14 protein-coding genes are annotated in these 20,577 nt (G+C 60.3%); 6 read left to right on the top strand and 8 right to left on the bottom strand.

Going from position 1 to position 20,577, the window contains the following annotated elements:
- Positions 1–26 precede the first annotated feature (26 nt).
- Both bioA and DARO_RS14825 read right to left on the bottom strand, forming a co-directional pair.
- Positions 27–1,388 carry an adenosylmethionine--8-amino-7-oxononanoate transaminase gene (gene bioA, locus DARO_RS14830; RefSeq protein WP_011288623.1) on the bottom strand — a complete coding sequence of 454 codons (1,362 nt, stop codon included), beginning with the start codon at positions 1,386–1,388 and terminating at the stop codon, positions 27–29.
- On the bottom strand, positions 1,388–2,560 hold the full coding sequence (locus DARO_RS14825) for a DUF2863 family protein (protein ID WP_011288622.1): 1,173 nt from the start codon (positions 2,558–2,560) through the stop codon (positions 1,388–1,390). Before DARO_RS14825 ends, bioA begins: the two co-directional genes overlap by 1 nt.
- Before the next feature lie 87 nt (positions 2,561–2,647).
- Between DARO_RS14825 and yaaA the strand changes: the two genes are divergently transcribed.
- Positions 2,648–3,421: a peroxide stress protein YaaA gene (yaaA, locus tag DARO_RS14820; protein WP_011288621.1), complete on the top strand. Its 774-nt coding sequence runs from the start codon at positions 2,648–2,650 to the stop codon at positions 3,419–3,421.
- A 117-nt stretch (positions 3,422–3,538) separates the two neighbouring features.
- Positions 3,539–4,672 carry a rhodanese-like domain-containing protein gene (locus DARO_RS14815; protein WP_011288620.1) on the top strand — a complete coding sequence of 378 codons (1,134 nt, stop codon included), beginning with the start codon at positions 3,539–3,541 and terminating at the stop codon, positions 4,670–4,672.
- A gap of 73 nt (positions 4,673–4,745) precedes the next feature.
- On the opposite strand, the gene DARO_RS21845 is transcribed toward DARO_RS14815, so the two are convergent.
- The 5 genes from DARO_RS21845 to DARO_RS14790 all read right to left on the bottom strand — a co-directional run bounded on the left by DARO_RS21845 (position 4,746) and on the right by DARO_RS14790 (position 13,690).
- Positions 4,746–7,322 (bottom strand): hybrid sensor histidine kinase/response regulator, encoded by a 2,577-nt coding sequence (locus DARO_RS21845; protein ID WP_011288619.1) that lies wholly within the window; start codon positions 7,320–7,322, stop codon positions 4,746–4,748.
- Positions 7,323–7,528: 206 nt separating this feature from the next.
- On the bottom strand, positions 7,529–10,690 hold the full coding sequence (locus tag DARO_RS21840) for a hydrogenase maturation protease (protein WP_011288618.1): 3,162 nt from the start codon (positions 10,688–10,690) through the stop codon (positions 7,529–7,531).
- Positions 10,683–12,200 (bottom strand): nickel-dependent hydrogenase large subunit, encoded by a 1,518-nt coding sequence (locus DARO_RS14800; protein WP_011288617.1) that lies wholly within the window; start codon positions 12,198–12,200, stop codon positions 10,683–10,685. Before DARO_RS14800 ends, DARO_RS21840 begins: the two co-directional genes overlap by 8 nt.
- Positions 12,197–13,132 (bottom strand): NADH-quinone oxidoreductase subunit B family protein, encoded by a 936-nt coding sequence (locus DARO_RS14795; protein WP_011288616.1) that lies wholly within the window; start codon positions 13,130–13,132, stop codon positions 12,197–12,199. The genes DARO_RS14800 and DARO_RS14795 overlap by 4 nt, the downstream gene beginning before the upstream one ends.
- Positions 13,133–13,261: 129 nt before the next feature.
- Positions 13,262–13,690: a putative toxin-antitoxin system toxin component, PIN family gene (locus DARO_RS14790; RefSeq protein WP_011288615.1), complete on the bottom strand. Its 429-nt coding sequence runs from the start codon at positions 13,688–13,690 to the stop codon at positions 13,262–13,264.
- Between the two features lie 50 nt (positions 13,691–13,740).
- Here DARO_RS14790 and DARO_RS14785 point away from each other — a divergent pair, with 50 nt between their 5' ends.
- The 3 genes from DARO_RS14785 to DARO_RS14775 are packed head-to-tail and all read left to right on the top strand — an operon-like array spanning position 13,741 to position 15,703.
- Complete coding sequence (locus DARO_RS14785; protein WP_011288614.1) at positions 13,741–14,700, top strand: tRNA dihydrouridine synthase; 960 nt, start codon at positions 13,741–13,743, stop codon at positions 14,698–14,700.
- 8 nt (positions 14,701–14,708) lie between these two features.
- The gene (trmB, locus tag DARO_RS14780; protein WP_497463068.1) at positions 14,709–15,377 is read left to right on the top strand and encodes a tRNA (guanine(46)-N(7))-methyltransferase TrmB; all 669 of its coding nucleotides are present in this window, start codon (positions 14,709–14,711) and stop codon (positions 15,375–15,377) included.
- Positions 15,374–15,703, top strand: coding sequence for a YkgJ family cysteine cluster protein (locus DARO_RS14775; RefSeq protein WP_041224432.1), 330 nt, complete (start codon positions 15,374–15,376; stop codon positions 15,701–15,703). Before trmB ends, DARO_RS14775 begins: the two co-directional genes overlap by 4 nt.
- A gap of 83 nt (positions 15,704–15,786) precedes the next feature.
- On the opposite strand, the gene DARO_RS14770 is transcribed toward DARO_RS14775, so the two are convergent.
- Positions 15,787–17,400: a methyl-accepting chemotaxis protein gene (locus DARO_RS14770; protein WP_011288611.1), complete on the bottom strand. Its 1,614-nt coding sequence runs from the start codon at positions 17,398–17,400 to the stop codon at positions 15,787–15,789.
- Positions 17,401–17,842: 442 nt separating this feature from the next.
- On the opposite strand from DARO_RS14770, the gene acnB reads away from it, so the two are divergent.
- The gene (gene acnB, locus DARO_RS14765; RefSeq protein ID WP_011288610.1) at positions 17,843–20,431 is read left to right on the top strand and encodes a bifunctional aconitate hydratase 2/2-methylisocitrate dehydratase; all 2,589 of its coding nucleotides are present in this window, start codon (positions 17,843–17,845) and stop codon (positions 20,429–20,431) included.
- The last annotated feature ends 146 nt before the right edge of the window (positions 20,432–20,577 follow it).

Below are 20,577 nucleotides of genomic sequence, written 5' to 3'. Positions count from 1 at the left end.
CCGGTTGTCCGTAGACATCGTGGCGTTCACTTTGCCAGAGCCTCTTGCAGCGATCCGGCAATGGACTGCCCAAGATGCGCGATTTCGTCGTCGCTGATGATATACGGCGGCATCAGGTAGACGGTGTTGCCGATCGGACGGATCAGCGCTTCGCGGCCAAGGGTGGCGCGGTAGAAGCGGCGGGAGAAATACGGATCGTCGGTTTCGACGTCAAAGGCGGTGATCATGCCGCGCTGGCGCAGGTGGCGGACTTGCGGATGGTCGGCCAGCGGGGCGAGGGCGGTGCTGATTTTGGCTGATTTCAGGCGGTTGGCGGCCAGAATGTCGTCGGACTCGAAGATGTTGAGCGTCGCTAGCGCGGCGCGGCAGGCCAGCGGGTTGCCGGTGTAGCTGTGCGAGTGCAGGAAGGCGCGGGCGACCGAATCGTCGAGGAAGGCTTCGTAGATCGTGTCGCTGCACAGCACGATGGAGAGCGGCAGGTAGCCGCCGGAGATGCCTTTGGACAGGCACATCAGGTCGGGGCGAATGGGGTTGCCATCATTCGCGGCTTGTTCGTGGGCGAAGAAGGTGCCGGTGCGGCCACAGCCGACGGCGATTTCGTCGCAGATCAGGTGCACTTCGTAGCGGTCGCACAACTGGCGGGCGAGGCGGAGGTATTCCGGGTCGTACATGACCATGCCGGCGGCGCCTTGCACCAGCGGCTCGACGATCAGCGCAGCGATGTTTTCGCCATGCTTTTCGAGGTGGGCTTCGAGTGCTGCGGCAGCGCGGCGGGCGACATCGGCCGGGCTTTCGCCGGCTTCGGCCAGCCGGGAATCGGGCGAGGGAATGACCGTCGCAGCGCGGACCAGCGGCGCGTAGGCGTCCTTGAAGATGGCGACGTCGGTGACAGCCAGCGCACCTACCGTTTCGCCGTGGTAGCTGCCGGCCAGGCAGAGGAATTCGGCTTTCTCCGGTCGGCCAGTGTTGCGCCAGTAGTGAAAGCTCATCTTCAGCGCGATTTCGGTGGCCGAGGCGCCGTCCGAGGCGTAGAAGGCATGGCCGAGGCTGCCGCCAGTCAGGGCCGACAGGCGCTCGGAAAGCTCGACAACCGGCTGGTGCGTGAAGCCGGCCAGCATGACGTGCTCGAGGTTTTCGAGCTGGTCTTTCAGTGCCGCGTTGATGCGCGGGTTGGCGTGGCCGAACAGGTTGGTCCACCACGAGCTGATGCCGTCGAGATAGCGCTTGCCATCAAAGTCGTAGAGCCAGGCGCCGCTGCCACGGGCGATGGGCACCAGCGGCAGGTGGGCGGCAGACGCCGTCTGGGCATGGTGCTGCATTTGCGTGCAGGGGTGCCAGACGGCGGCCTGACTGCGGGCCAGCCAGTCCTGATTCGACGACAGGCTCATCAGTGCAGCACTTGCGAGTTGGCCGCGGGCTGTTCCGGCATTTCGGCGTGCACCAGTTCGGCTTCGCGGTTGGGGAAAAGCGGGGCGCCGCAGTCGTCGCAGAATTCCATCGGGAAGTGGTGGTCGAGGAAGAGCACGTCCTTGACGCCGGCTTCGCGCAGCACAGCCTCGATCTCGCCGGCCGCATCGGTCGCTTCGTCTTCGGCGCCAAGTAGCGGCCAGACGATGCCGTGGTAGATCTCGTCACCAGTGGTTGGGCCGAGGCCAATCCGGTATTCCTCCATGCGGCGGTCGTAGCTGGGGCCGACGACGGCGCGGATGTCAGCCGGCATCAGGCCGAGCATGGTCTGCAGGAAGGCGACAGAGGCCTTCAGCGAATAGGGGCGCGACAGACGGTCGGCATTCCGGCAGGCGGCATGGTAGGAGTCAGCCAGCAGCGGTTGCCAGGCGCAGCCGGTAAGCAGGGGCTCGAGATTCGGGCTGCCCTGCTTGATCCATTCCTTGAGCGAGGCTTCCCGGTTGCCATCCGCCTCGTTCCAGCGGAACAGCGGCTTGCCGCGCGGCACGGCGATGGCGCCGACGATATAGCGGACATCGGACAGGAAACGGTTGGTTTCGGCCATGCCGGCCGTGTCGACGGCCAGATGCTTGCCGGCCAGCGCGGCTTCGCCCAGTTCGCGGGTCAGTTGCCAGGTGTCGCAGAAGCTGCGCGGCAACTGGTCGGGGCTGAACAGGAAATCGGCGATGGCGAGGCGGGCATCACCGCCGAAAACATGGGCGCCGAGTTGCACGGCCAGCGCTTGCAGCGTGGACTTGGGCAGCGGGCAGGCGGGGATGGAAAAGCGTGACCAGGCAAGGACCGGCGCGGCGAACAGCTGGATGTCGAAGGCTTGGCCAAGGGCTTCCAGGCGATTGGTTTCGGCCCGCGATTCCACCATGTCGGCCAGTTCGTCGTGGCCGCGCGGGTTGGCCTCGAACAGGCGATCGAGCGCGGTATTGATGTCATCTTCGGCACCATTTTTCAACAGGCCATCTACGGTCTCGGCCAGTTGCGCTTCCCAGTAGGCGTCTTCCAGCTTGCCGCCGGATTCGGAAAGGCCGGCGGCCAGACGTTGCAGTTCGGCTGCGTCGCGGGAAAGACGGTCGCGTGAGCCAAAGCGGGTGCGTTTCATCGGTGTTCCAGAAAAATCAAAGAGGAGATTTTACCAGCCGGTAAAATGGCGCACAGCACAAACCTTAGTTTCCCAAGAGTGACGATCATGCTTATTTTCCTTTCGCCGGCCAAATCGCTGGATTACAAGACACCGCCGCATGTCGCCACGTTTACGCAGCCGGCTTATCTGAAGCAGTCGGAAACGCTGATCAAGCAATTGCGCAAGCTGTCACCGGCTGATATTGCCAACCTGATGCACCTGTCCGATCCGTTGGCCCTGCTCAATTTCAATCGCTATGCAGAGTGGTCACTACCGTTTACGCCGGAAAATGCCAAACAGGCGGTGCTCGCCTTTGATGGCGACGTTTACGACGGACTGGCTGCGAAAAATCTGACCGCAGATGACCTCGACTTTGCCCAGCAGCAGGTGCGTATCCTGTCCGGGCTGTACGGCATCCTCAAGCCGCTTGACCTTGTGCAGCCTTACCGCCTTGAAATGGGCACCCGATTTGCCAACAAGGCAGGCAAGGATCTCTACGCTTTCTGGGGGGAGCGCCTGCTTGAGGCAATCAACGCCGAACTGGCCGGGATGTCGCGACCCGTCGTGCTTAATCTTGCTTCTGAGGAGTATTTCAAGGCAGCCGTCGGGCGCAAGATCAATGGCGAGGTGATTCAGCCGGTGTTCGAGGATTGGAAGAACGGCAAGTACAAGATCATCAGCTTCTACGCCAAGCGGGCGCGCGGGTTGATGACCCGCTATGCGGTGGTGAATCGCCTGAGCGAGCCGGAAGGATTGAAGGCTTTCGACTACGACGGCTACGCCTTTGTGCCGGAAGTTTCCGACGACAAGAGCTGGGTCTTCCGGCGTCGGGAAAGCTGAGTCACGGGGCACGGCTTTATTCGTATGGCCCTTGATCTGGGTCAGTTGAGCCGAAAGCTCTCCGTATTCAGATGGTCTAGTATTTAGAGATGGTTTTTCCATGTCAGCGGGGGGAACATGAAACTTCGTCTAAATCTGATGTGTTTGGGCCTGATTGCCGTGCTGGTGGCTGTGCCCGGCGAAATCATCTTTGGCGCGGCCTGTGCTGCGGAAGCCCCTGCACTCGACGTCAAGGATGGCTGGTTCGAGTCGGTCGTTGATATTGACTTCGTTGCCCAATATGCCGTTCTGCCCAAGCCGGATGGTGTCCAGATCATTGATGCCCGTGCGACGGAGCGCCGGTTCGACCCGGGTCATATCCCGACCGCAATGAATTTGCCGGAAAGAGATTTCGATAGGCTCGCCAATCAGTTGCCCAGTGACAAAGGGACGTTGCTGATCTTTTATTGCGACGGCTTTGACTGCATGCTTAGTCACAACGCTGCCTTCAAGGCCGAAGCCAGGGGGTACACCAACGTCAAGGTCTATGCCGCCGGCTATCCGGGTTGGATCAAGAGTGGCCACATTGGCGCCGTATCGATCTCGTTCCTGAAGAAAACGCTCGATGAAGGTGCGCCGCTGACGCTGATCGATTCGCGCCCGAAAGAGCACAAATACGACAAGGGTCATATTCCCGGCGCCATCAGCCTGCCGGATTCCGATTTCGAGAAAATGCTCGACCGCCTGCCGAGCGACAAGAACAGCCCTTTGTACTTTTATTGCGACGGTTTTAGCTGCAAGCTGAGTTCCGATTCGGCTGAGAAGGCTGTCAAGCTGGGTTACAAGCAGGTCAAGGTGGTGCCTGAGGGCTATCCTGGTTGGGTCAAGCGCTATGGTCCGGGGTCGATGCTGGCTGCGGCTGCAAAGCCTGCAATCCAGACCACGGCCGACAAGGATGCAATCAGCATCGCTTCGTTCGAGAGGATTCTCAAGGAAGCTCCTGATTCCGTCTTTCTGGTGGACGTACGTGAGCCGGCAGAGTTTGCCAGGGGTAGTTTCAAGGGGGCGGTGAATATCCCGGTCGCCACTGTTGAAAAACGGGTGAGCGAACTGCCGACTGACAAGCCGGTCATCTTCTTCTGCTCGGCCGGTGGGCGCAGCGGTGACGCGTTGGACAGGGCACGCCTGGCGAAACCAAGTATTACCGCGTATTTTCTGGATGCTAATGTCAAGTGGATGCCGGATGGCGCTTACGCAATCACCCCAAACTGAGTATTCGGCCTGGAGTTAGCCTCGCTTCATCCTGCTGTTACGACGGATTTTTCTGATTTGGCAGGGCCTTGGTTCAGGCTTTTATGGATGTCAGCCATTTGAGCAACATCGAAAAGAATACCTCCGGCTCCACGGGCTTGCAGATAAAGTCGTTCATGCCGGCAAGCAGGCATTTGGTGCGGTCTTCGGTGAAGGCGTTGGCGGTCATGGCGATAATCGGGACCTCCGAATAACCGGGAAGCGCACGAATCTGGCGAGTGGCCTGCAGGCCGTCCATGACCGGCATTTGCATATCCATCAGGATGAGGTCAAATGCTCTGCTTTCCGCCAGTTCGAGCGCCTTCCTGCCGTTATTGGCTAGCGTGACATTCAGTCCTGCTCCCTGGAGAAATTCCTTGGCAATGGCCTGATTGACCGGTTCGTCCTCGACGAGCAGGATTTTTGCGCCGGCGTATTCCCGGGACAATATCTGCTCGGGAAGCACTTCTTTTTGGCTGACCGGCAGGGGCGACATTGAGAAATGGGGGGCTAGCGCGGCTTTCAAAATGCTCTGATTGATCGGCTTGACCAGGACGTCGGCAAATCCGGCGGCACGCGCCGAAATGGCGATGCTGCTGTCCCCCGAAGCAGTCACCAGCATGCAGATGGGGGGGCGATTCAGCGATAGCTTCTGAATTTTGGCGAGCGTATCCATGCCACCCTGGCCGGGCATCAGCAGGTCAAGCAGCAGGATGGAAAACGGATCGTTCTCGGCATCGGCCTTCTGGATGGCGGCAATTGCCGCTGGCCCGGAAACGACCGCCTCCGGCGACAATCCCAGTTGGCGGAGCAGGTGGCAGTGGACCATCTGGGTGATTTGCAGATCGTCTGCAACCAGGGCTCGTCGTCCAGCCAATTCGGTGGATAGCGGAATAGCCTCTTGATGGGCTTTGCCCAGCCGGGCAGTGAGCCAGAAGATGCTGCCTTTGCCAGGGGTGCTGCTGGCCCCGGCTTCACCGCCCATCAGCATGGCAATGTGCCTGGAAATGGCCAGGCCGAGGCCAGTGCCACCATAGTGTCGCGAAATTGAAGCGCTTGCCTGTTCAAAAGCGGTAAACAGGTGGGCAAGTTTCTCAGGGCTGATGCCGATGCCCGAGTCTTCTACCTCGAAGCGGACAAGAACATCCTTTTCGGTTTCCTTGAGGACGTTGCCACGCAAGATGATGCTGCCCTTCTCGGTGAATTTCACTGCGTTGCTCAGATAATTCAACAAGGCCTGTCCCAATCGGGTGACATCGCCATTCAGCAGCGCCGGTAATTCCCCCGCGTCGACGACTAGTTCGATGCCTTTGGCCTGCGCCCGGAGCAGCACGATGCTGCAGATTCGTTGCAGCATTTCTTCCGGCGAAAAGTTTTCTGCCTCAAGTTCAACCTTGCCCGCTTCGATCTTGGACAGGTCGAGAATGTCGTTGATTACCGATAGCAGATGATCGGCCGCTCCGGCAATGCGGATCAGTTTCTCGCCCTGGGCCGGTGTCACTTTGTCGCGCCTGAGCATGTGGGTCAGACCGATGATGGCATTCATCGGAGTCCGGATTTCGTGGCTCATGTTAGCCAGGAAATTGCTTTTTGCCTGACTGGCCGCCTTGGCCTGACTGACTTGTTCTGCGAGTTGGTCATTCAGCTTGTCGATCACCCTGGATCGCCGCTGAGCCAGACGAATCAGTATGCTCAGGGCGGCACCGAAAGCCAGCCAACTGATGAAGTAGATCCACGCCTTCCGTTTCCAGCCCTTGAGAAAATCTTCCGGCGCCATGCCGAGGGCAATAATCAAGGGCAAAGTTTCAAGCTGACGATAGTTGTAAAGGCGAGTCACACCATCCGTACGGGAAACCGCTTGATAGGAACCGATACGCTGCCCTTTGTCGAGCCCCGTCTGGATTTCCGTCAGTTCGAAAGGCTTTCCCAGAAGTTCATCGAGGATCGGATAACGGGCGACCAGCCGGAAATCCGAGGAGAACATGGCGATCGAACCGTGTTCCCCGGTGTCAATCGATTTGAACGCGTTCTGAAAATAATCCGCACGCATTGCGGTTTGGACGATGCCGGCAAATCGTCCATCCGGGTGATCAATCCGGCGACTTAAGGTGAACAGCCATTTTCCTGTGAATCTGGAGAGTATCGGTTCGGAAATGACCAAGCCGGCAGCAGGATCGTTCTTCTGTTTCAAAAAATAGGCGCGGTCACCAACGTTGATCTCGGGCAGGTCTGCCGAATCAGACGCGCTGAAGATCACGCGCCCCTTCGCGTCAATCACCCGCAGGCTCTTGTCCTGGGTTTCGGGAACGACTTCCTCGCGTCGCAGCAGATCCTGATTGGCGTTTAGAACACTACGCGAGGCCGCGCCGGTAACGATGGGCGTGTATTCATGGACCGCTTCACGCAGGACGATGTCGATTTTTTCACCGCTTGCCGTGAACTGCCTTTCCAGCACGCCGCTCAGGTTGCCGGAGTCACGCCGGACACTTGCGAATTCACGCTGGTACGACTGGTACAGGTCGTATGCCAACAATACGGTCAGGCTGAAAAAAACCAGTGTTGCAGCAAGCCAGACCGCAGGGATCGCAAGCTGTTTTTTGCTGCTTCGGAGCAATACTGGTTTCTCGGCCATGAAGTATCTGCTGTGTCGAAATCCGGTCGGTGTCTGTTGGCAAAAAGCGACAAATCTGAGCTATTTGTCATGATTTGTCGCCTGCAGGAGACAATAGCATACCTATGGAATTATGCTAGGCGCGTCTTTCAGGGGGGCTGAATGCTTGCCAGTCCCGTCCGCGCGGGCTTGCTCTGTTGACTATCCCGGTGCTGGCAGGAGGGCTGCTAGCCGAGGGCCTGCAAGACTTGGCGGATCTGCGCCAGTTCGGTCAGGAGCAGCTCAACCTCTGGCGCAACATCGCTTGCCGTCGGATCTTTGAGTTTCATTTCCAGATTCAGGGCTCGCTCACCCAGCATGTCAATGCCGAGGCTCAGGGCGATACCCTTTACCGAGTGGGCCAGGCGAATGGCTTCCGGGCGGTTCCCCTCGTCCAGTGCTGCACGAAGGTCAGCCGCCAGGGCGGCGCAATGGGTATCGCGGAACTTCACCAGCATGCGGCAGTAAAAGTCGGCCTTGTTGCGAACTCGCATCAGTCCGGCGGTGACATCGATGCCAGGTAGCTCTGGCAGCTTGGTGGTTTCGGCGTGCGGCGTCGTGGTTACTGAATTCGGGGGCGGCGGAGGCAGCGCTGTTCGCCGCTCAGGCATGGACCCTGCGGTGCCTGGTGAAAGCTGCTCGGCGATGACGCGGAGCAGTTTTTCGAGATTGACCGGCTTGGTGACGTAGGCGTTCATGCCGGCCGCAAGACATTGTTCGCGATCGTGATCCAGGGCCCCGGCGGTCAGGGCAATGATCGGCAGCTCGGCGTATTCCGGTCGAGCCCGGAGTTCGCGGGTTGCGGAGAAGCCGTCCATGACCGGCATCTGGCAGTCCATCAGCACGAGATCAGGTTTCTTTGAGTGGATCGCGGTGATGGCTTCCCTGCCGTTGCAGGCGAGGCGGATATTGAGGCCGGCGGTGGCAAACAGCTCGCGCATCAGGTCACGATTGAGCTCGATATCATCGACGACCAGAATGTCGGTGTTGCTGAGCAGGGCGATGCCGGAGAGATCAAGAGCCGGGACGGCCGGTGCCCGCATGGTGATTTCCGGCAGGTGCAGCGGGCGGGCAAGGGCCGCATATAGGTGGCGCACACTGCATGGCTTGATCAGCAACGCATCGGCCGGCAGGTCGTCGAGAGCGCTTGCCCCGGATGCTTTCTGGGAGCTCAGCAAAATCAGCGGTGGCGCCTGAACACCAAGATTGCTCCTGATTCGTTTCATGGTCTCGACGCCATCCAGGCCGGCTGGCAAATGCCAGTCGATCAGTGCCGCGAGATAGTTGGCACCCGGGTGGTTCAGTGCGGCCAGTGCCGATTCGCCGGATGGGCAGGTTTCGGTTAGCAGCCCGAGTTGCTGGCACTGGGCGGCCAAGGCCTGGGCTGCGAACGGGTTGTCGTCGGTGATCAGGACGGTACGCCCGGCATGTTTGGCCAGATGCTTGCGCAGTTCATCGATGAGCAATGGCACATCGGGGGCATTGTCGAGACGGATGGTGAAGTGGAAGGTGCTGCCGTTTCCCGGCGTGCTTTCCAGCCAGATACGACCGCCCATCAGTTCGACGAGGCGCTTGGATATCACCAGCCCCAGGCCGGATCCGCCGAAGCGTCGGGTGGTCGAGGTATCGGCCTGGCTGAAGGCGGAGAACAGGGCATTCTGCTGTTCCTCTGAAATGCCGATGCCTTCGTCGCTGACAGAGAAGTGCAGCGAGGTGCTGTTGTGGTCGGTGCTGTCGATCCGGCAGCCAAGACGGACGCTGCCCTGGTCGGAAAACTTGATGGCGTTGCCGAGCAGGTTGATGATCACCTGCTTGAGGCGTAGCGGATCGCCGACGAAACTGCGGCTGGCCTCGGCGGCGATGTCGACACAGAGTTCCAGGTTTTTTTCTTCGATACGGCCGATCAGCAGGTCGCTGATCTCTTCCAGCAGCGATGGCAGTTCAAAGATCAGTTTTTCAATACTGAGCTTGCCAGCCTCGATGCGCGAGAAGTCGAGAATGTCGTTGATGATGCCAAGCAGGTGGTCGGCAGCCAGTCGAATTTTGCTCAAATGCTGGTTCTGTTGGGGGTTGAGCGGGGTCTGCAGGCAGAGGTCGGAAAGCCCGAGAATCGCATTGAGCGGAGTGCGGACTTCGTGCGACATGTTGGACAGGAACTCGCTCTTGGCGCGGCTGGCCTCTTCCGCCTGTTCCTTGGCCTGGCGCAGGTCGCGCGTCTGTTCTTCGACCATGGCGGCGAGGTTGTCGCGGTGGTTGCGCAGTTCCTCGGCGGTTTCGTGCAACTGGCGCTCATTGTTGCGCAGGGCTTTTTCGCGGGCCTTGAGCACCGAAATGTTGGTCGAAATGACAATGGCGCCTTCCAGTTTGCCGGCCTGGCTGTGAATCAGGCTGGCGTGTACCAGATAGGGTACGGTGCCTTCGAGATCATGCTCCGATGCTGCATCGGCACGTCGGAAATTGAGCTCGGCGACGAAGTGTCCGCCCGCTGCACGGATGGCATTGAGCAGCAGCGGAGGTTTTGCGCCGGCCGGTAGCAAGGCACGCAGGGCGTTCTGGCCGGCCAGCGGAAGGCAATCTTCAAAATATCCCCCGACCAGGGATTCCGCGGTGTAGCCGAGTTCGATTTCCAGCAGCCGGTTAGTCCGGGTAACTCGTCCGTCCGGCCCTAGCATGACGATGATTTCGGCCATCGTGTCGATGGCGCGATCGACGGTACCTTGCAGCATGGCAAGTTGCCGGGAGCGGTGGCGCAACTCGTCGTTCTGGTTCTCCTGCTCGCTGATCAGCTGGTCGAGTGCCTCGGTGCACTTGGTCAGTTCGGCTTCCAGCGCCCGGTTGGCCTGGCGCAACGTTTCCAGTTCGTTGGCCAGTTCGTCTGGATCATGTCCGGCCATCGCGGCACAGCAGTCTTGTATGAGCTCAATGGCCTCGCTCACAGCGGCAGCGACTTCCAGCGAGAGGCCCGGGGAAAAGCTTTTCACCGCGCCGATTTCGACCGCGATGATCTTGATGACCGGCGGCCTGGCGATCATCTCGCGCACGGCTGCCAGCAGATAGCCCACCCCGGCGCCATGTCCGCCGCTAGCGGTATTTTCAACCGGCACCTGGTGCGGGCTGAGTTCATGCAGCGTGCCTGGCCGCTCTCCGGCCATCGCATCGATGACGATGACGCTGGTGCAGTCTTCGAACAGATGCAAGACATCGAGCCCGCGGGTGCCGCAGTCGACGACCTCGACGCCAGCTGGCAGCACCTTCCGCCGCAATGCCAGGCTGACGGTCGGGCCGAAGCCGTCGTCGCCATGCAATGGATTGCCAAAACAGAGGATGCGCAGCTGCTTTCGTTCAGACATTGAAATGCGTTTTTTTGTGGCTGCCGATGAAATGGACGGTACAGACCAGGCACGGGTCATGGGAACGAACGATATGGCCGATCTCGACCGGGTTTTCCGGGTCGGGTACCGTCAGGCCGATGATGCTGCGCTCCCAATGGCCGTGCTGGCCGCTACTGTCGCGCGGCGAAGCATTCCAGGCCGTGGGGGTGACGATCTGATACTTTTCGATGACGCCGTTCTTGATGCTCAGCCAGTGGCCCAACGCGCCGCGTGCCGCCTCGACCATGCCGTAGCTTTCGCCATTCGGCCAGACATCGATGCCGGGGTCGATGAAGTGCGGTTCGTTGACCAGGGCTTTCAGCGATTTGATTGTCCCGGCCATCGAGTTCAGCAGCCAGCCGGCCCGGCGCAGGCGAGCGAACTGGCGCAGCCAGGTATTGTCCCCCTCGCTGGTCAGCAGATCGGTAATCAATGGGTCGCCGGCAATGCGCAGCTCGGCCAGTGGGCCGGTTTGCACGACCCTGTTGCCGTAGCGTGGGGCCTTGGCCCAGGTATAGCGGTCGGTGCCCGGCTGGTGGTTGGGAATGGTCTCACCTTGCCACGGATGCTTGCCGCCGGGATAGTCGAGGAACCAGCTATGGCGAACATGTTCGTTGATCTGCAGGTGGTCGAGAGGCTCGACTTGCTGGGTGTCGGCATTGAAGAAGCCGGCTGGTAGTTCGCTGCCGCTGCCATCGGGCCGGTGATTGACGCCATAGCTGAGCAGGTGGCCGGTGCCGCTGCCAAGCTGGTGCAGCCCGATGTCGCGGGCAAAGCGGGTGAACAGGCCAGACGCACTGCGGTTGCGGGTCGGGCTGGCGGCGAGCCAGCGGAACAGGGCTGCGCCGCTGTCGAGCGCCAGCCATTCGTCAAGATCGCCACCGATCACGGTTTGTTCGAACCATTCGCGCACGCTGGCCAGCGTATCGCGGGAATCGAGCAATCGACGGTTGTTGGCCGGCTGGGAAATGCCACCTGGCAGCATGTAGGTCGAATGGGGCCATTGCCCGCCGAAAATGGCAACGATGCCGACCAGTTCGCGCGTGCTTTTCAGGCAGCCGCGAACAACACTGCCCTTGAGCGGCGCGAAGGCCTCGCTCAGTTCGGTAGCCAGCGGGTGGCTGCCATAGATGGGATTGCAGAAGTCGGGCGTAAAAAACAGGAAGGTCTGACGCAGATCGCTTTGCAGCGTCTCGGCCATCAGGCACAGGTTGCGGACATGCACGGCATGGGCCGGCGGGGTGATGCCGGCGATCTGTTCCAGTGCCAGGGTCGCCGCGTAGAGATGGGCGGTGCCGCAGATGCCGCAGATCCGTGGCGTGATGACCAGCGAATCGCGCGGCGCGCGGCCGATCATGATCTGCTCGAAGCCGCGATAAAGCGTGCCGATGCAGCGGGCATCGACAACGACGCCGTCTTCGAGGTCGAGCTGAAATTCGAGATCGCCCTCGACGCGGTTGAGATCAATGTCGACGGTAACGCGGCTCATGGTTCCATCTCACGCTTGAGGACCCGCTCCGGCGCGGCGGCGCGGGCCAGATTCTTGTAGGCCATGTATTTGGCGCGGGCAACGCCGAGGGGCAGGAATTTGGGAACGGCGCCAATTTTCGGGGTGACGAACAGATCGCGATCGGACGGAAAATCGGGCGAGGTACAACCGAAGCAGGGGACGCCGGCGCGGGTCTTGCTGCTATGGCCGTTCCACAGTTCCGTGTTGCAGGGTGCTTCGGTCTGCGGGCCGCGGCATCCGAGGCTGAAGAACATGCAGGCGCGGCCGCCGAGCACGTCATCCTCGATGTCGTATTCGTGGTACTCGTTGCGGGTACAGCCCTGATGGACGAGGCTGGCAAAGAAGGCGGATGGGCGATTCAGCGCATCGAGTGGCAAGGGCTCGTTGTCGGCCAGCATGGCCAGCACCTTGGTGATGGTGTTCGGGTGGGCCGGGCAGCCTGCCACGTTGATGACCGGTAGGCCGCTGCGCGAGCGCCAGTCAGGCCCAAGCAGCCCGCCGGGTTCGTTTTTCATGAATTGCAGGCCGGTGCAATCGGTCGGATTCGGGCCGGCGGCATGAACGCCACCGAAGGCCGCGCAGGTACCCATGGCCACCACATGCCGGGCCAGCGGGGCAAGTTGCCGAACGATGTCGATCTTGGCCCGGCCTTTCCAGGTGTCGTAGAGGCCGCTACCGTCCGGGCCGATCATCAGACTGCCTTCGATGCACAGGATGTCGATGGTTTCCCTGCCGCTGAGGACTGTCTCCAGAACGTCGCCGAACCGTCTTTCCGCCGTCAGCGAAGGGTGCCAAAGGAAGTTGACGCTGTACTGCTGGGCGAGGTTCTCGATGCTGGGCCGGTCGGCGCACAGCAAGGCCATCGTATCGCCGCTACAGGCGCCGGTTTGCATCCAGACGATGTTGGGCATCAACTCTCCTAATACCGCTAAGTAGCTAGGGGGTAGCGTAAAAATACGCGTCGACACATAACGGTGTATTTTTCATTGTTGTTAATTTTAGCAAATAACAATTGAGGCCAATAGTGTTTTTTCTTTGGCCTAGAGGTTTTTCTCCCGAATCAACTTTGATGCGACAGCCGGCAGAACAATCTGAAACTCGAGTGTAGTCCTGCCCTTCAACTTTAGTAGCGCTTTGTCCTTGCTGACAAGGACATGCGCCTTGCTGCGGGCGGAAAGCTCGAGAAATTTCTGGTCGTCGCGATCCTTGCAGCGGGGCAGGGGCGGGGCTTCTCCCTCGGGAACGACTTGAATCAGGCTGCTGTAGCGCGCATAGCGTTCGGAGATCATTTCGGGCGTCAGCTTGAGTTGCGGGTAGGTCAGTACCCGCTGTAACTCATCGAGGGTGCGTAGATCGGCAAAGCACTGGATTTGTCCTGCTTCCAGTGCGGCCATGATCGGCACGGCATCGATATTGCCCCAGTGGAAGAGATCGAGGACGACGTTGGTATCAAGAACTAAGCGCAGCATGGGGCAGATTATAATGCGCGCCTCTTCAGCGCACCCTCGAAAGCAACACAATGTCCCGCATTCTTCTCGCCCCGATGGAAGGGCTCGCCGACGATTTGTTGCGCGGCGTGCTGACCGATATCGGCGGTTACGACTGGGGCATTTGCGAATTTGTTCGTGTTTCGAACAGCGTTTTGCCAGCGAAAACCTACGAGCGGATTTGTCCGGAACTGCTGAATGGCAGCAAGACTCGGACGGGTACGCCGATGCGTGTGCAACTGCTCGGCTCCGACCCGCATTTCATGGCGGAAAATGCTCGCCGTCTGGTGGCCCTGAACCCGGCTGGCGTTGATCTTAATTTTGGTTGCCCGGCGCCGACGGTGTTTCGTCATCGCGGTGGTTCGGCGCTGCTCGGTGAGCCGGAACTATTGAACGAAATCACCAGCGCCGTGCGCTCCGTCGTCCCCGCCCACATTCCATTTACCGCCAAGATGCGTCTCGGCATTGACGATACCAGTCGGGCGATTGATTGCGCCCAGGCACTGGAAGCCGCCGGCATCAACGAACTGATCGTCCATGGCCGCACCCGATCCGATGGCTATCGCCCACCGGCGCGCTGGGAGTGGATCGACAAGGTGCGGGACGCCATCCATATTCCACTGATCGCCAATGGCGAGGTCTGGACCGTCGAAGATTTCCGTAACTGCCAGCTGGCGACGGGTTGCGCCGACATCATGGTGGGTCGCGGCGCGGTGGCTGACCCGCTGCTGGCGCGACGGGTGCGCGGCGAGGAAACCGGCGGCTGGGATGAGATCAGGCCCACCGTGGCCACCTACTGGCTGGGCGTGCGCAAGAAAGTGGTGCCGGTGCATGCCGGTGGCCGGGTCAAGCAGTGGCTGGCCATGATGCGGCGAAATTATCCGGAGGCCGAGGTGCTTTACGAACGTTTGCGGCCGATCAAGGGCGCTGCCGACATCGATGCTGCGCTGATTGCCGAAGGCCTCCTGACTCCTGAACAGTTGGCGGCATGATGAGCGACGTGACACCCGGGAACTCCCGCTTTATTTCGAGTGCTCAGGACAGCCCGCACCGTGACCTGGAGGCGCTGGTTCGTCGCCACATGGCGCACCCGTTTCAGAAGCCAATTGCCGATTACAACCGCGAGGCCTTGGCCGTGGCGCTGGCCGCCCGTGATGCCTGGAACCCACAGGCGCCGCTGATTCTCGATGCCGGCTGCGGCGTCGGCTGGAGCACGCAGCGCATCGCGGAAACCTATCCTGATCATTTCGTCTTTGGTGTCGATCAGTCGCTCGATCGCATCAGCCGCGGCAAACCGCTGCCCATGCCGGCCAACGCGCTGCTGGTTCGCGCCGATCTGGTCGATTTCTGGCGCCTGCTGGCTGAAAACCGCATCCGTCTCGCCCGGCATTACAACCTTTACCCGAACCCGTGGCCGAAGATCGGCCATCTCGCCCGGCGCTGGCAGGGCCATGCCGTATTCCCCGTCTGGCAAGCACTGGGCGGCGAACTGGAATGCCGCAGCAACTGGCGCATCTACATCGAGGAAATGGCCTTGGCGCTGAGTCTGCTTACTGGCCAGGTAGTGCTTGCCGAGCCTTACGTCACGGACGACCCGATCACGCCCTTCGAGAAGAAATACCTCGCCTCCGGCCATCAGCTATGGCGCTGCCGAATCGATCTACGATGAGCGTCTGCCAGTCTTGTGGTGCCTGTTGCGCCAGTTTTCGCGTCGATTTTCACCCGGCCGAACTGGCTGGAGGGGCATTTCCTTGGGGGCAGGGCGTTCCTGTTGAAATGACGGTGCCGGTCACGCCGGCCATCGTTCGCCTGCGTGGCACCGATGCCACGTCGCCACGTTGCGTTGCGCTGCGTGGCGAGGTCGGCTGTCAGGTCGAATGCGCGATCTACGACAGCCGCCCATCGCCGTGTCGGGAATTCGATACCGAACATGCTGCCTGCGCCAGGGCGCGTCAGCGGGCGGGGCTTCCGCCCTTGTCGGCCAATGTGGTCTGACTGCCAACGAGCCACGCATTGCGAACGATGAACGGTGCTGGCTGCCAGATCGGCTAGCGGCGGCTGTCCGCCGCCTGCAAACCTTAAACGCGGAAACGGCGCACGCTTTCCTTCAGTCCGTGCGACAGGCTGACCAACAGGTTTGAGCGCCGGCTCGATTCGGTCGATGCTGCATGCGTCTGGTCAATACCCTGGGCAATCAACTCGATGCGTTGTGCAATGTCGGTACTCGCCGCCGTCTGCTCGCGCAGCGCCTCGGTGATTGAATCGATGGCCTTGCCGACACGTACCGAGGCGCCGTCCATCGCCGTTACCGAGTCGTGTAGTTCCGTGGTTCGGCTGGCGCTTTCCTGAGCCCGCTCCTTGGCCCGGCTCATTGTCGTCAGCGCGCTGTCGGTGGTCTGCCGCACGCCGTTGACAATGTTGGAAATCTGCTCAGTTGACTTGGTGGTCAGTTCGGCCAGTTTGCGTACTTCGTCAGCGACGACGGCGAAGCCGCGGCCCGCCTCACCAGCGCGTGCCGCCTCGATCGCGGCGTTGAGCGCCAGCAGATTGGTCTGGTCGGCGATCTCGCGGATGGTCTGGACGATGCCGGTGATGTTGCCGACCTTGGTTGACAGCTCTTCCATCGTTGTCCCGGCATCCGACATGCCGGATGCCACCTGCTGGATCAGCGAAGTGGCTTGAGTGACGAGCATCAGGCTTTCGTGAGCCTGCTTTTCCGATTCCTCGGAGAGGCCGCCGGCCTCGTTGGCGTTCTGCGACATGGCGCTGATGCTGACGGTCAGTTGCTCTACGGCGGCGGCGATGGCGGAGGTCGCAGCACTTTGCTCCTGAGCCGTATGGGCCAGGCGCGTAGCATCGGTGCTCATGGCTTCGCTCTCGGTGACGACCGTATTGGCATTCGATACCGTTTGGGAGATCAATTGGTGGATTTGTGACTGCATGCTGTGCATGGCCGCCAGAATGCTGCTCCGGTCGCCCGGCTGCACTTTTGGCTCTTCGGTCAGGTCGCCCTCGGCAATGCGATGCAGCATGGCAGCCGCATAACTCGGTTCGCCACCAACCTGGTGAAAGATGCCGCGGCCGACCAGCACGGTAATGAAGGCGACCAGCAGCAGGCCAACGATCCCCAGCACAACGGCGGCGGTGCGGCTCTGGTTCAGGCTGAGCAGCAGATCGACACGGTCGCGGCTTGCCGCTTCTTCGGAACTCTTGACCAGTTCAAGCAGGTCGTCGCGCACGGCACGCCAGGCGGGCGTTTCCTTGGCGACCAACAGGGCCTGGGCCTCGTCGCGGTTGCCCGCCTTGATCAACTCGATGACCTGATTTTGCAGCGGCAGCCAGGTTTCGATATTGCCCTTCATCTTGCCGGAACCGCCGGTCGCCAAGAGCAGCTTGGTCAGCTTTTCCGATTCCAGCCTGAAAATCTCATCGGCTTTGGAGAAATTGTCGTAGCCCTTCTTGTTTGCAGGATCGAGCAGGATGTTGCGCAGCGCCTGACCCTTTTGCAGGCCGTTGGCGTAACTCGTCATGGCCGAGTGGCGGATGGAGATCCGCTCGTCGATAAAGTTATGCAACAAATTCTCGCTGCTGAAGGCGAACCAGATCGACGACAGGGCCAGAATGCCAACGGCCAGTGCGCTGACGATGCCAAGCAGCCATAGCCGCCCCTTGAGTGAAACTTGATTGAGCACAGAGATCTCCGCTGAGTTAGGGGGATTTTATGTTTTTGCCAAATGCATATTATAACAAAAGGCATAACCCTATTAGCAATATTGTTATGTTTTTGAACGAAATACGACTGATTTGCGATTAGTGACAATCGTCCTGTTGGTGCCTGCCCGGAAGTGTGCAGTTGTCCCCGTTTTGGTCGGGTAAGTCTGTGGATATGTCCTGAGTAACTTGCGCAATTCATTGAGCCACAATGGTTTTATGGCGGGTGCTTAAATAATGGGCAAGTGCTCGTTCGGCCCCGTTTTGCGCGTTCCAGGTCTAGCCTTTCAGGTGATATAACATATAAAATATATAAGACTCGCAAGTCGCGGCTGGAGGCTATTGTTTTCCGAACCAACAAGCCGCCGCCGTTGTCGTAAAATATTCGTTTCCCAGAGCAACCCTTTACGAAAGGAAGTCGCCGTGCTTGAAGCCTATCGCGCCCACGTTGCAGAGCGTGCAGCCCTCGGTATCCCCCCGCTGCCCCTGTCCAAGCAACAGACCACTGAACTGGTCGCCCTGCTGAAGAACCCGCCGAAGGGCGAAGAAGCCGCTTTGGTCGAGCTGATCACCTACCGCGTTCCGGCCGGTGTCGATGATGCAGCCAAGGTCAAGGCTGAGTTCCTGGCCAAGGTCGCCAAGGGCGAAGAAATCTGCGCGCTGATTTCCAAGGAAAAAGCCACTGAACTGCTGGGCACCATGCTCGGCGGTTACAACGTCAAGCCGCTGATCGATCTGCTTGGCTGCTCCACCTGTGGTGCGGTGGCTGCTGAAGGTCTGAAAAAAACCTTGCTCGTTTTCGACTTCTTCCATGATGTGGCCGAGCTGGCCAAAGGCGGCAACGCCAACGCCAAGGCGGTCATGCAATCCTGGGCTGATGCCGAGTGGTTCACCTCCCGCCCGGCCGTCCCGGCTTCGCAAAAGCTGACCGTCTTCAAGGTCACCGGCGAAACCAATACCGATGATCTGTCGCCGGCACCGGATGCCTGGTCGCGTCCTGACATCCCGCTGCACGCCTTGGCGATGCTGAAGAATGCCCGTCCGGGGATCAACCCTGACGAACCCGGTGCCCGTGGCCCAATCAAGCAACTCGAAGCGCTGGGCGCCAAGGGCAACCTGATCGCCTACGTCGGTGACGTGGTCGGTACCGGTTCTTCCCGCAAGTCCGCCACCAACTCCGTGCTGTGGTTCACCGGCGAAGACATCCCATTCGTCCCGAACAAGCGTTTCGGTGGTGTCTGCCTCGGCTCCAAGATCGCTCCGATCTTCTTCAACACGATGGAAGACGCCGGCGCGCTGCCGATCGAAATCGATGCCGGCCAGATGGACATGGGCGACGAGATCGAACTGAAGGTTGATGCAGCCTCTGGCAAGGTCACCGCCACCAAGAACGGTGCCGTGATCGCCGAGTCGCAACTGAAGACCATGGTCATTCTCGACGAAGTCCGCGCTGGCGGCCGTATTCCGCTGATCATCGGTCGCGGTCTGACCACCAAGGCCCGTGAATTCCTCGGCCTGCCGCAATCGACCCTGTTCCGCCTGCCGCAGAACCCGGCCGACGACGGCAAGGGCTACTCGCTGGCCCAGAAGATGGTCGGCAAGGCCTGTGGCGTGACCGGCATCCTGCCGGGTACCTACTGCGAGCCGAAGATGACCACCGTCGGTTCGCAAGACACCACCGGCCCGATGACCCGCGACGAACTGAAAGACCTGGCCTGCCTCGGCTTCTCCGCCGATCTGGTCATGCAGTCCTTCTGCCACACCGCCGCTTATCCGAAGCTGGTCGACGTCAAGATGCACCGCGAACTGCCGTCCTTCATCTCGACCCGTGGCGGCGTTGCGCTGCGTCCGGGCGACGGCGTCATCCACTCCTGGCTGAACCGCCTGCTGCTGCCGGATACCGTCGGTACCGGTGGTGACTCGCACACCCGTTTCCCGATCGGCATCTCCTTCCCGGCCGGTTCCGGTCTGGTCGCCTTTGCCGCCGCCACCGGCGTCATGCCGCTGGACATGCCGGAATCCGTGCTGGTTCGCTTCAAGGGCAAGATGCAGGAAGGCATCACCCTGCGTGACCTGGTTAACGCCATTCCGCTGTACGCCATCAAGGCTGGCCTGCTGACCGTCGAGAAGAAGGGCAAGAAGAACGTCTTCTCCGGCCGCATCCTGGAAATTGAAGGTCTGCCGGATCTCAAGGTCGAACAGGCTTTCGAGCTGTCCGACGCTGCCGCCGAGCGTTCTGCTGCTGCTTGCGCCATCGCCCTGAACAAGGAACCGATCGTCGAGTACATGCGTTCGAACATCACCCTGATGAAGTGGATGATCGCCGAAGGCTACGCCGATGCTCGCACGCTGAAGCGCCGCATCAAGTCGATGGAAGAGTGGATCGCCAATGGCGAATTGCTCAAGGCTGATGCCAACGCCCAGTACGCTGCGGTTATCGAAATCGATCTGGCCGAAGTCACCGAGCCGATCCTGGCCTGCCCGAACGACCCGGATGATGTGAAGATTCTGTCCGAAGTCGCCGGTGCCAAGATCGACGAAGTCTTCATCGGCTCCTGCATGACCAACATCGGCCACTTCCGTGCCGCCGGCAAGGTCCTCGAAGGCAAGTCCGACATCCCGACCCGTCTGTGGATCGCTCCGCCGACCAAGATGGATGCGCTGATCCTGACCGAAGAAGGCTACTACGGCGTGCTCGGCAAGTCCGGCGCCCGTATGGAAATGCCGGGCTGCTCGCTGTGTATGGGTAACCAGGCCCAGATCCGCAAGGGCTCCACCGCGATCTCCACCTCCACCCGTAACTTCCCGAACCGCCTCGGTATCGACACCCAGGTGTACCTCGGTTCCGCCGAACTGGCCGCCATGTGCGCGCTGGCCGGCCGCATCGTGACCGTTCCGGAATACATGGAGCAGATCAAGCTGGTGAACGCCAAGGCCGGTGAAGTCTATCGCTACATGAACTTCGATCAGATTCCGGAGTTTGTGGAACAGGCTGCGACCGTCGAGATGTAAGTTGCGAAAATCCGCGTTTTTGAAGCGCGGTACGCAATAAAAAGCCCCCGCCGGGAAACCGGCAGGGGCTTTTGTTTTGGCAAGAGCCAAGCTCTGTATTGACTGGTCTCGTGTTGCAGGTAGGGGGTATTTTCTGTTGCTGCGCG

This window comes from Dechloromonas aromatica RCB, assembly GCF_000012425.1.
This window is presented reverse-complemented; position numbering and strand designations above follow the sequence as displayed.